9 protein-coding genes are annotated in these 12,575 nt (G+C 42.1%); 5 read left to right on the top strand and 4 right to left on the bottom strand.

Annotation, left to right across the window (positions count from 1 at the left end):
- Positions 1 to 308 precede the first annotated feature (308 nt).
- Complete coding sequence (locus GQF63_RS04845) at positions 309 to 3,125, top strand: hypothetical protein (protein WP_160367985.1); 2,817 nt, start codon at positions 309 to 311, stop codon at positions 3,123 to 3,125.
- 77 nt (positions 3,126 to 3,202) lie between these two features.
- Here the strand turns inward: GQF63_RS04845 and GQF63_RS04840 are convergent, their stop codons facing one another.
- The gene (locus tag GQF63_RS04840; RefSeq protein WP_160367984.1) at positions 3,203 to 4,393 is read right to left on the bottom strand and encodes a phosphoglycerate kinase; all 1,191 of its coding nucleotides are present in this window, start codon (positions 4,391 to 4,393) and stop codon (positions 3,203 to 3,205) included.
- A 90-nt stretch (positions 4,394 to 4,483) separates the two neighbouring features.
- Positions 4,484 to 6,253 (bottom strand): signal peptide peptidase SppA, encoded by a 1,770-nt coding sequence (sppA, locus tag GQF63_RS04835; protein WP_160367983.1) that lies wholly within the window; start codon positions 6,251 to 6,253, stop codon positions 4,484 to 4,486.
- A 78-nt stretch (positions 6,254 to 6,331) separates the two neighbouring features.
- Between sppA and folK the strand changes: the two genes are divergently transcribed.
- The gene (gene folK, locus GQF63_RS04830; RefSeq protein WP_160367982.1) at positions 6,332 to 6,856 is read left to right on the top strand and encodes a 2-amino-4-hydroxy-6-hydroxymethyldihydropteridine diphosphokinase; all 525 of its coding nucleotides are present in this window, start codon (positions 6,332 to 6,334) and stop codon (positions 6,854 to 6,856) included.
- Between the two features lies 1 nt (position 6,857).
- Positions 6,858 to 7,169 (top strand): Hpt domain-containing protein, encoded by a 312-nt coding sequence (locus tag GQF63_RS04825; protein ID WP_160367981.1) that lies wholly within the window; start codon positions 6,858 to 6,860, stop codon positions 7,167 to 7,169.
- On the opposite strand, the gene pssA is transcribed toward GQF63_RS04825, so the two are convergent.
- A complete protein-coding gene (pssA, locus tag GQF63_RS04820) occupies positions 7,148 to 7,840 on the bottom strand; it encodes a CDP-diacylglycerol--serine O-phosphatidyltransferase (protein ID WP_246163317.1) in 693 nt (230 codons plus the stop codon). The two genes, GQF63_RS04825 and pssA, sit on opposite strands and share 22 nt — an antisense overlap.
- A gap of 56 nt (positions 7,841 to 7,896) precedes the next feature.
- Entirely contained in the window at positions 7,897 to 9,393 is a 1,497-nt protein-coding gene (gene rho / locus GQF63_RS04815) for a transcription termination factor Rho (RefSeq protein ID WP_160367979.1), read from the bottom strand.
- A gap of 321 nt (positions 9,394 to 9,714) precedes the next feature.
- Between rho and GQF63_RS04810 the strand changes: the two genes are divergently transcribed.
- Together GQF63_RS04810 and GQF63_RS04805 are read left to right on the top strand one after the other, a co-directional pair.
- Positions 9,715 to 11,442 carry an MFS transporter gene (locus GQF63_RS04810; RefSeq protein WP_160367978.1) on the top strand — a complete coding sequence of 576 codons (1,728 nt, stop codon included), beginning with the start codon at positions 9,715 to 9,717 and terminating at the stop codon, positions 11,440 to 11,442.
- Positions 11,443 to 11,683: 241 nt separating this feature from the next.
- Positions 11,684 to 12,544 (top strand): N-acetylglucosamine kinase, encoded by an 861-nt coding sequence (locus GQF63_RS04805; protein ID WP_160367977.1) that lies wholly within the window; start codon positions 11,684 to 11,686, stop codon positions 12,542 to 12,544.
- The last annotated feature ends 31 nt before the right edge of the window (positions 12,545 to 12,575 follow it).

Here is a 12,575-nt window from a genome sequence, read left to right as displayed (position 1 = left end):
AATCCACAGCCGAGCAACGAGCACAAAAACAAAAATTGCGACAAGGCTATTTTAGCCGTAAAAATTGAGTAATTTCACTTCCGAAAAATGTTCAAAAAACAAGATCCGTCTGCAGCACAAACAAGCGCATGCAAAAAAGGATTAGGCCATTTTTCAGCTATTTTTTAACCGAAATATAGGATTTATAAAACCAGTTTAATAATTTATATTTCAACCATTTAGCTAATTTTATAAGAAGTATAAATTAAACAAAAACAAAGAAATTGTACTAATATTTTTAGCATTCATTGTTTTTAAGTTATTTTTTAATGAATAAAAACCTATTTATCAGTATCTTAACGCTTTTATATTTAAGCATACCTACACATCAGGTTTTCGGGCAGTTGGTAGACTATGAACAACCGGCCTCCTGGGTAAAATGGAAGCAGATAAAGCAGCCAAATTTTCAATTGATATTCCCGACAGGGTTTGAAAAATCAGGCTCTACCCTAGCCCATCAATTGGATAGCATGCTGCATTTTGCCAGTCAGGATTTACAGATCAAACCCCGAAAAATAAGCATCATTTTACACGAAAACCATATCGAACAAAATGGTTTCGCCCAGTTGGCACCGCGAAAAGTGGAAGCTTTTTCTACCCCCAGCAGCAATCCTGACAACCAAGAATGGCTACCCAATTTAATACAACACGAATTACGTCATGTGGTGCAAATGGACAAATTGACAGGTCGTTTGCGAGGGCCATTTTTAGAACAACTGGCCTTGGCATTCTTTGGAATTCACCTCCCCGCCTGGTACTTCGAAGGAGATGCCGTTTCAATTGAGACCCAATTCTCGGCCGGCGGAAGAGGCAGACTCCCCTCCTTCTTCATGCCCCTTCGAGCGAATGAAGGCAGTGGAAAAAGCTATGGATTTGACAAAAACATCCTCGGTTCTTTTAAAGATATCACCCCTACTTTTTACCTCACAGGCTACCTGATGAACACCCAGCTGACCAACCAATTTGGCTACCCAGTGAAGGACAAAATTATGGAAGATATGCGCCGCCATTTACTACGACCATACAACTTCAACAGGGCCCTAAAAAGACAGACCGGCATGAACAGTCATGCCCTCTATCAGGCTAGTTTGACAGGTCTAAAAGCAGACCTTCAACCCCACAAAGCAAGCCCGGAAAATGTCCAAATCCTCCCGAATACAAACCGGTATTTCAGTCATTATTACTTGCCCCAAACCCATACCGATGGCAGCATATACAGCCTCTTTCAATCGCCTCAACACGTCCCGGCATTCCGAAAAATCACAGGCAATACCGAGGAGGAAGTCCTGAAAATCGGCTACCAATTGCGTCCCTATTTCGATCTTTCAGCCGATTTTATTACCTGGGATGAAATTAGAAAAGACGGTAGATTTGGGAAACAAACCTATAATATCATCCGACTTTTAGACCTTAAATCGGGAAAAGTAACGCAACTTTCTAAGAAATCGCGCTTTTACAGCCCTGTAATCGCTTCAAAATTGAATAGGGTATATGCAGTCCATGTGGATCAAGATAATGTCGCTAGCCTTATTTATATCGATATTTTTTCTAAGAAACAGGAAAAAGTGCTTGAATTTCCGGCCGGTTTGCACCTGCAACAGCCCGCGTTAGACGCCGAAAACAAACGAATAATAGCCGTAGCGGTGAGCGAAGAAGGCACAAATCTATTGGAAATAGACCTTGAATCTGGCCGCTATTCCCTGCTATTTCCTTGGGGAAATCAGCAGTTGGAGCGTCCGATTTACCAAGAAAACGACCTGATTTTTAAAGCGCACTTCAACCAAATCGACAATATTTACCGCTATAATCGGCCTGAAAATTCCTTCGAACAGTTAAGTAATGCCAGCTATGGAGCCTTCAATCCGAGCCTTTCCAGCGGCGGAAAACTAACCTATAACGAGTATCAAAGTGATGGTTATCGCTTAGCCATTGCCGATATCAACAGCCTAAAAGGAACCCAAATGCTACCGGAATTTGCTGCACCAGCACTCAGGGATGAACGGATTTCGACCCCCTTTCGGGCGACAGAATCCTCCGATTCCGCTGCATATAGCATACAAAAATACAACCCATTAAGCGACTTTTTCAACTTCCACAGCTTAAGTATAAGCACCAATAACTTCGAAAATTTCGACAATTACAAGCCCGGAATCTTCTGGTTAGCGAACGATTTATTGAACACCAGCCAGCTAAAATTAGGCTATGAATACGACATGGAATTGGAAAAAAGCATCTATTCTGCCGAGCTAAACTACCTGAAATACCTGCCAAAATTCAGCGCCCGCTACCTCAATCGAGGTCGTGTGGGCTACATAAAACCCAGCAAACCCGAGCAAGAAGTGGGACAATTTACCTATCGGGAACACTATTATTCCCTGGAAATGCAGCTGCCATTCTCGCTCTACCGCGGCAAAAACAACTATAGTTTTGGGCTAAATATTGGCACCTCCTACCAAAAATACTACGATATCAGCAATAAAAACTTGAAGGGCTTTCAGGATGAAATCCTATTTCCGATGAATTATATCGCCTACTTCAACCGAAATATGCGCCGCAGTAGCATGGATCTGGTGCCACGATGGGGCCAGAACATCAGCTTTGTGTACCGGCATGTACCCTTTGAACCCAAGCAAAAAGGACAATTGTTCGCCCTAAAATCGAACTTCTATTTTCCTGGATTCTTCGCCAATCATGCCTTCCAAGCCCGCTATAACATGCAAACAAATACCGGAAAATTCGCCGCATCCTATGAAATTCCGATGATATCAGCCTTCGGACATTTCAACTCGCCAAGGGTATCCAATAACCTGATGTTGAACTATCGTTTGCCCCTTGCTTATCCCGATTGGGCATTGGGTTCCCTGGCCTATATCAAGCGTTTTCATGGCTATTTATTCGCCGATTACCAGAATATCCACAAGAGTGAACTCGCACCAAAAGTATATGGTTTGGGACTGTCGATGGACTTCAATCTCCTACGCTATAAGCTACCCGATTTTGGGGTCGGTGCCAAGCTGAGCTATATTAACGATGCTTCTGCGAAGCAACGATTCGTCCCTAATTTCAGCTTTAGTTACAGCTATTAACCAGGCAGAAGATTTAGGGTTAAACAAAAAGCGGGCGGTAGAATACTACCGCCCGCTTTGTTTATGAACTAGTTTTTCTAGTCTAAAATGGCTTTTACACCGGGTAAAGTCTTGCCTTCCATATACTCTAATAAAGCGCCACCACCGGTACTTACATAGCTTACATGCTCGGTCATGCCGAATTTAGAAACTGCCGCAGCCGAGTCGCCACCACCGATTAAGGAGAAAGCGCCTTGCTCGGTAGCTGCCACCACTGCATCTGCAACGGCCTTCGTTCCTTTAGCAAAGGTATCCATTTCAAAAACGCCCATAGGACCGTTCCATAATAGGGTTCTGGAAGCCATAATTACATCTTTGAAATGTTCTGCAGACTCTTGCCCGATATCTAAACCTTGCATATCCGCAGGAATTTGATCGTTCGGACCATCGTATACCGCAGCATCATTGGCAAAACGATCGGCAATTTGCGCATCCGTTGGTAACACTAGATTGACGCCTTTTTCATCCGCTTTCTTCACCAATTCATTGGCCAAATCCAACTTATCCAACTCCACTAAAGACTTACCAATCTCGCCGCCACGTGCCTTCACAAAGGTGTAGGCCATACCGCCACCAATAATCAAATTATCTACCTTATCTAATAAGGCTTCGATGAGCTCTAGCTTATCTGAAACTTTTGCGCCACCCATAATTGCCGTAAATGGACGCTCGGGTTTGTTTAATACCTTCTCTGCATTCTCAACTTCCTTCGCCATTAAATAGCCGAAGTATTTATTTCCAGGGAAAAATTCTGCGATAACAGCCGTTGAAGCATGCGCACGGTGTGCTGTTCCAAAAGCATCATTCACATAAACATCACCTAATTTGGCTAGTTTTTCTGCAAATGCACGATCGCCTTTCTCCTCTTCTTTGTAAAAACGTAGGTTCTCTAACAATAAAACCTGGCCGGGCTGTAATGCTGCAGCCTTATCAACAGCCTCCTGACCAATGCAATCATCTGCAAACTGTACGTCTACAGCCAATACATCAGAAAGATGCTTAACAATGTGTTTTAAGGAATATTTCTCTGTAGGGCCTTCTTTTGGCCTACCCAAGTGAGACATTAAAATAACTGAACCGCCATCTTTTAAAATCTTCTTGATGGTAGGTGCAGCACCTTGAATGCGGTTATCGTCTGTAATATGGTAATTTTCATCCAATGGAACATTGAAATCAACTCGGATCAATGCTTTCTTGCCGTTAAAATTTAAATCGTCGATAGTTTTCATATATAATTTTATTTGCGGTTGATTCAGGGATTAAAGATATAAAAAAGGCGTTGATTCGGAAATGTCCTCAACGCCTTTTTTAACTTAACCTTAATATATCTCGATGAGATAAGGGATTCTTGCTTGGATACCGGTATGGCCTACCGCCTTTTTAAGTTCCTTCAGGTATTTGCCATAGTCGCCTAGCTCCTCATCAATCATCATGGCCTTAACTTTCTCTTTGGAAACCGACCAGATTTCAGCAAAAGGATCCTTGGTACGTGGGTACTCGGCTACGCGATAATCGGTTATTTTAGCCTTTTGGGCTGCTGCCTTTATCGCCTCATCTAGGCTCGCTAAGCGGTCTACCAGCTTTAAATCTACAGCTTGAGCACCCGTCCAAACCCGCCCCTGGCCAATGCTATCTACATTGGCAATGGACATGTTGCGACCATCGGCCACGCGCTTCATAAATACTTGATAAACGCGGTTTACACTCCCTTGGATAATGTTTTTCTCTTCTTCAGATAAAGGACGATCCATATCTACATCCATATCGGCAAATTTCGCCGTCTTTACGGCATCGAAATGTACCCCTAACTTCTCATTAAACAACTTTTGGAAGCTCGGGATAACGCCAAATACCCCGATGGACCCGGTTAAAGTGGTTGGGTCGGCAAAGATGGAATCCGCAGCAGCAGAAATATAATAACCACCAGAGGCAGCATAATCGCCCATGGAAACCATAACAGGCTTCACCTTTTTCGTCAATTCAACCTCTCTCCAGATAATATCTGAGGCCAAGGCCGAACCGCCCGGTGAATTCACTCGCATAACCACCGCCTTTACTTTATCATCTTCACGTAGTTCACGCAGTTCGCGAGATAACTTGTCTCCACCGATTTCTCCCGTGGTTCCTTCCCCATCTACAATAGCGCCATAAGCATACAACACGGCAATACGATCGCCCGTAGCCTTGCCTGTAGCCGGCTTATTTTTATAATCTAAGATGGAAATAACCGGAATCTCTGTCTTCTCGGCTACATCCAAACGCTGACGAACCTTCGTTAGCAATTCATCCTTATATAATAAGGAGTCAACAAAATGAACCTTTACGGCATCTTCGGGTTGCTGAATAGCAAAAGCATTCGCAATACCTTTCACGCTATCGGCCGTTAGTTTTCTGCTGGCCGCAATATCTTGAACAAACGTTTCGTAAATACTTCCTAAATAGGAGTTAACCTGCTCCCGATTTGCCGGGCTCATGCTGTTCATCATATAAGGTTCAACAGCACTTTTATAGGTACCTACCTTCAATACCTGCATATCGATTCCCAACTTGTCCAGGGCATCTTTCAGGAACATCACCGAACTGGCTAAACCTCTGAAATCTAAGCCTCCTTCCGGATGAAGATAAACCTGATCGGCAACCGAACTTAGGTAATAGCCTTTTTGCGTATAGTTTTCGCTGTAGGCCATGATAAACTTGCCAGATTCCTTGAAATCCAATAAGGCATCACGAATAGCTTTCATACTGGCGAATCCGGTGTTTACACCAGCTACATTCAAGTAAACACCTTTAATATTGCTGTCTTCCTTGGCCGCTTTAATGCGTCCTAGCATATCATTCAATCCTAAACTCTTCAAACCACTATAACCAGGCATATCTAATCCTTCGAATGGATTAGGCTCTGTTTTTTCTGTAATGGTATGGTCTAATGTAATCAGTAACACGGCGTTGGATGGTGTCACAGTATCCTTTCCGGAGGATACCGAGCTTACCATGCTGGTCACGATGCCAATGATCACTAAGATCATCAATAGCGAACAGATGATAATACCAGTAACCGTTGCGAGGACGTATTTAAAAAAAGATTTCATAGCGATTTTATTAACTTTGACAGGCGTAAAAATAATGTATTATTCCAATTATCATAAAACTATTCTTATATTAATACGATGAATGTAGTCTACCTATTACTAGGTGCCAATTTAGGTGACCCACTCAAACAGCTCTCGGATGCGCGAGCAGAGATTGCTGAACGAATAGGAACCATCCAACAGGAATCGGCAATTTATGAGTCGGAAGCCTGGGGAGTAGAAGATCAACCGACCTTTTTAAATCAAGTTTTAATGGTGCATAGCACGCTTTCTGTCCAGAAAGTGCTGCAAACCAGCCAACAGATTGAACGGGTTCTTGGCCGTATCCGGGCACAACGTTGGGGATCGCGGGTAATCGATATTGACATCTTGTATTATAACCAGGAGGTGATCCATGAAACTGATTTGGCCGTACCTCATCCTTATATACAAGAACGTAACTTTACCCTGATTCCCCTATGCGAAATTGCACCGGATTGGGAGCACCCTATATTCAAAAAAACAAACCAACAATTATTAAACGCCAGTAAAGACCCCCTAAATGTTAAGTTAGCATCGCATGAATCCTTATCGCATAATCAACCCGGAGACCATCAAAAGTAGCATGATGAACAATATGGACATGGTTAAACAATTGATCAGTCTGTATTTAACCCAAGGTAAAGATGACTTCAAAAACCTGGAACAAGTAATTAATGAAGGTAGTTTTTCGGATATCGCATCCAAAGCGCACCATATAAAACCTACTATGGAATACATCGGCGCTTCCGACTTGCGCTTAGCTTTCCAAGGCCTGGAAAAAGCGGCCCGCGAAAACACCGCCATGGAAGATATTAAGGCCCTTTATTTTACCATAAAAACGGACTTCGACACGGCAATGTCGGAATTGGAGGATTACGCTTCGACCCTATCCTGATGCTTTTCCTGCGCGAAATGCAAATACGAAAACAGAATATAAAGCAGCAACACGATCGGTAATGAAAGGAATTGCAAAGCGATAATTAACCCTAAACTCACCAATAAAAATAGGTATTTGAACTTATTGGGTGCCCAAGCCAGGGAGCTTAATTTCATAGAAAACAACTTGATTTCCGAAACCAGCAAAAAGCTGGACATGGCCACTATGGCCAGTAAGATAAACTCTTGTTTAACCTGCGGATATTGCTCGGCAATAAAAGGCAGGGAAATAATCACAAAGGTATTCATCGGGGTATTGACACCGATAAAGTCGGTGGTTTGCCGGGTATCGATATTGAACTTCGCAAGGCGCAAAGCCGAGAAAACCGTCATCACAAAGCCTAAGTATGGCAAATAAGCATGGCTGCTGGCATCCTTTAGAAGCATATACATCACCGTGCCGGGCAAGAATCCAAAGCTGATTACATCCGCCAAGGAATCCAACTCCTTCCCAATTAGCGATTTTACATGCAAGGCGCGCGCCGACATCCCATCAAAAAAATCAAAGATCCCCGAAGCTAGCACACAATAAAATGCCGCTTGGAAATCCCCCTTCAAGGCCATCAACACACCGATACATCCGCTGAATAAATTAAGAGAGGTAATGCTATTTGGAATATATTTCTTCATAAAAAAAGCCATCTTTCAGTAAAAGATGGCCTAAATTATCAATTTAAAATGGCTTTTTAGCCATTCATACTAATTAAAAATTCTTGGTTGGATTTTGTTCCACGCATTTGCGTCAATAAGAATTCCATCGCTTCTTGCGAATTCATATCGGCCAAATGGTTCCGCAATACCCATAGACGTTGCAACTCGTCGCGATCTACCAATAAATCGTCGCGACGTGTACTTGACGCTGTCAGGTCGATCGCAGGGAAGATACGCTTGTTCGATAACTTGCGATCCAACTGCAATTCCATGTTACCTGTACCCTTGAATTCCTCGAAGATAACCTCATCCATTTTAGAACCTGTCTCGGTTAATGCAGTTGCTAAAATAGTTAATGAGCCACCATTCTCGATATTACGGGCAGCACCAAAGAAACGCTTTGGTTTATGTAAAGCATTGGCATCCACACCACCGGATAGAATTTTACCCGATGCCGGAGCTACGGTATTGTAAGCACGAGCTAAACGTGTAATCGAATCTAATAAGATCACCACGTCATGACCACACTCTACCATACGCTTTGCTTTCTCCAATACAATATTAGCAATCTTCACATGACGGTCTGCAGGCTCATCAAACGTTGATGATACTACTTCCGCACGCACCGATCTTGCCATATCTGTAACCTCTTCCGGACGCTCATCAATTAATAAGATGATTAAATACACTTCCGGGTGATTCTTCGCAATAGCGTTAGCTACTTCTTTTAATAAGTTTGTTTTACCTGTTTTCGGCTGCGCAACGATTAATCCACGCTGACCTTTACCGATTGGAGTAAACAAGTCCATAATACGGGTTGAGTAATTGCTAGGACCTAAATCCAAGTTCAACTTCTCATCAGGGAACAATGGCGTTAAGTAATCGAAAGGAACACGATCTCTAACCTCAGCAGGATCCTGACCATTGATGGCTTCCACACGAACTAACGGGAAATATTTCTCACCTTCTTTCGGAGGACGAATGCAGCCGCGTACATTATCACCGGTTTTTAAACCGAAAAGTTTGATCTGCGATTGCGATACATAGATATCATCCGGAGAAGTCAAGTAGTTGTAATCAGATGAACGCAAGAAACCATAGCCATCGGCCATAATTTCCAATACCCCTTCATTGACAATCACATTGTCAAAATCTGCGGAGGAGGAAGCTTTGGCTGCTGGTTCAGGATTGGCTTGCTTGGGAGCTTCTGTAGGCTCTACTTCTTTTGCGGCACTAGGCTCTGCGAATGTAACATCTTCAGCAGGTGCTGCAGGTTTGTTTCTGGTAACAGCTACGGGCTCTGCCGTTTTTACTGTTCTTACACGCTTCCGAGGACGATCTGCTGAAACGGATTCATCAGCTTCCGACTCTGCAACAGGAGCAGGTTCGGTCTGCTGAGCCTCTTTGGCTATTACGGTAATACGATCGATTAACTCTTGCTTTCTCAGTTTTTCGGCATCAACAATACCTAAAACCTTCGCAATCTCGCGTAATTCAGACACGAGTTTCGTATTCAATTCATTAATATCCATTAATTTATTTTAAGATTTTTTAAGGATTTTTCACTTTTTGAAATATAACTTCCAGTTTATACGGGCTTCCGTTCTTCCAAGGATGATTGCAAATCGTAAAGCGATTTATTATTTCCTTGTTGAAAGTTAATTTTAGAACCGCCACAAAGAAAAAAATAAGTAACGTAAATTCAAAAGAAAAATAAGAATTTTTTTTCACTTTTTTAAATCTCTTCCCAAAATACGCCAATAAATTGTTTTAGCCTTTCTCGTCAAACTAGAAAAATCAAAAAAAAATTCTTTATTTGTAAGACTTTAACGCTAAATAGTTCAATATATTTTATGAGTAACCTTCCATCAAACACAGAAACTAAAACAAACTACCCCGCTCTCTATACCCTCATTGTGGTATTTTTCTTTTGGGGTTTTATTGCTGCCGGGAACTCTGTCTTTATCCCGTTCTGTAAAAACTATTTCCATTTGGACCAATTTCAATCGCAGTTAATCGACTTTGCGTTCTATTCAGCTTATTACATTGGCGCTTTATTGCTCTTTATCTTCGGAACCTTATCTGGCAAGGATCTAGTGGGCCAGTGGGGCTACAAGAAGAGTATAGTCTATGGTCTTCTTTTTTCCGCTTTAGGTGCTGCCTCCATGATTGTGGCGGTAGAAGTTAACCTGTATGTAGGCATGCTGATCGGTTTATTTATTGTTGCTTTAGGATTCTCTTTGCAACAAACAGCCGCAAATCCTTTTGCTGTAATCTTAGGCGATCCTAAAACCGGAGCCTCCCGTGTCAATCTTGGTGGAGCTGTAAACTCACTAGGAACCACCATCGGCCCCTTGATTATTGGATACGCCTTATTTGGTACATTTGAAACCGTTTCAGACTCCGAGATTGCGCAGTTACCTTTAAATAAAGTAGTATACCTATATATAGGTGTAGGACTCCTTTTTATACTAGCAGCTGCACTCTTCAACTTTTCGAAGAAGGTTCCTGCCGGCTATAACCACGAGCAAATGGAACCTGCCAACAAGGCAAGAACCACCCTTATCATTATCACCATCCTTTTATTGTGTGCTTTTGTACCGGTATTTACCAGCTACAAATCGGATGTTGCCCTACAGGTCGCTTCTCTTCAGGAGCAGATTAAGCAGAGTGCAGACGCCGGATTAATAGCTCAAATGAAGGAATTAAGCCACGGATTAGAGCTGCAACGCATGTTCTGGTTAATAGGCGCCCTTATTGTTGTGGTAGGTGGTTTGCTATTTGCCTATAACCGTGCGCAGAAGAATCCAGAAGGCTGGGGAGCGATGAAGTACCCACAATTGGTATTGGGGATGCTAGCCCTATTTGTATACGTCGGCATTGAGGTAGCAATTGGATCTAACCTTGGCGAGTTAATGACCTTAGATGAGTTCGGAAACCTGCAGTCTTCACAAATTACCCCTTATGTTTCCATGTATTGGGGCGGTATGATGATCGGTCGTTGGGCAGGCGCTATTTCCGCCTTCAACTTCACCTCGTCCAGAAAACAGATCCTATTGATCATCGTTCCGGTTATTGCCTTCTCGATTATCATCGGGGTAAACACCTTAGCAGGATTCGATATGTCGGTATTGTATTACTACATCTTATGTGTTGCAGTACAAATTTTCGCGTTCTTTATCAGTAAAGACAAGCCTGTGCGCACCTTAATTATCTTCGGAACGTTCGGATTAGTAGCCATGATCTTAGGCCTACTGAGTACAGGAACAGTCGCCATTTACGCATTCCTTGCCGGTGGTTTAGCTTGTTCTATCATGTGGGGATCTATCTTCAGTTTATCGATTGTAGGTTTAGGAAAATATACCGAACAAGGGTCCGCATTCTTAGTAATGATGATCTTAGGTGGTGGTATCATCCCTCCTATCCAAGGAAAACTATCAGATATCATAGGTATCCACAACTCTTACATCGTACCTGTAATCGGTTTCATATACATCATTTTATTTGCCGTTCTTGTTCGTGGATTTTTAACCAAACAAGGCATCAACATGGATGAAGTAGAGGCTGAAAGCGCGCACTAAGAGCTCCCTAATTGTACAAAATACACTAAGTATTACAAATAATTTACAATACACAAAACCCTCGTAATCAATAAATTACGAGGGTTTTCCTTGAAATCCCTTGCCAAAACGATTGCGTTTCCTTGAATATATCAAATAAAAATTCTTATTTTTAATGATAAATCCCTTATTTTGGGGATTAATACAACACATACCATTGTAAAACGAACAAACAAGTTACTTTAAATTAAATTAAATACTAATGATCATAATTGCAGATGGAGGATCTACAAAGACAAACTGGTGTTTGTTAGATGATTCAAATAAAAAAATCTACTTTAACACCGAAGGATACAATCCATACTTTGTAGATAGCGATTACATTGTAGCATCCCTTAAGAAAGGATTACCATCCGATATTCCATTCGAAAAGATTACGGAGGTAAATTATTATGGTGCAGGCGTTCATAACGAAGAGAAAGCGAAAATTGTAGAGGAAGCTATTCAGGTTGTATTCCCAACAGCAAAAGTAGAAGTTGGCCATGACCTATTAGCAGCAGCACGCGCCTTATTAGGTAACGAGCCAGGCTTTGCAGCCATCCTTGGTACAGGAACAAACTCTTGTATTTACGACGGTAAGGAAATTACCCACAATATTGATTCTGCCGCTTATATCTTAGGTGATGAAGGTAGTGGAAGCTATATTGGCAAGAAATTATTAACTGATTTCATCCGTGGCTTAATGCCGAAAGATGTAGCCGACGTGTTTTACGAAACCTACAAGCTATCCCCAGATGAAATCATGGATAACGTGTACACTAAACCTTTAGCAAACCGTTTCTGCGCAAGCTTCAGCAAATTTGTCTACGACAATAACGTGAATATTCACTATACCCGTAAAATTGTTGACGACGCATTTGAGGCCTTCTTTGCAAACCTAGTGAGCAAATACCCAGATTACCAGTCTTATACCTTCAACTGTATCGGATCTGTAGGCTATAACTTTAGAAACGTATTGGAAGATAAAGCCGCTCAATATGGTATGAAAGTAGGAAAGATCTTACGCTCCCCTATTGACGACTTAGTACAATTCCACATCAATAGATCACAAAGCGTTGCCTAACCCGCAACCTGCACATAAAAAAGCCGTAGAA

It is taken from the genome of Sphingobacterium humi (assembly GCF_009768885.1).
Lineage (GTDB): Bacteria > Bacteroidota > Bacteroidia > Sphingobacteriales > Sphingobacteriaceae > Sphingobacterium > Sphingobacterium humi.
The sequence above is the reverse complement of the archived record's forward strand: the minus strand, read 5'-3'. Positions and strand labels throughout refer to the sequence as shown.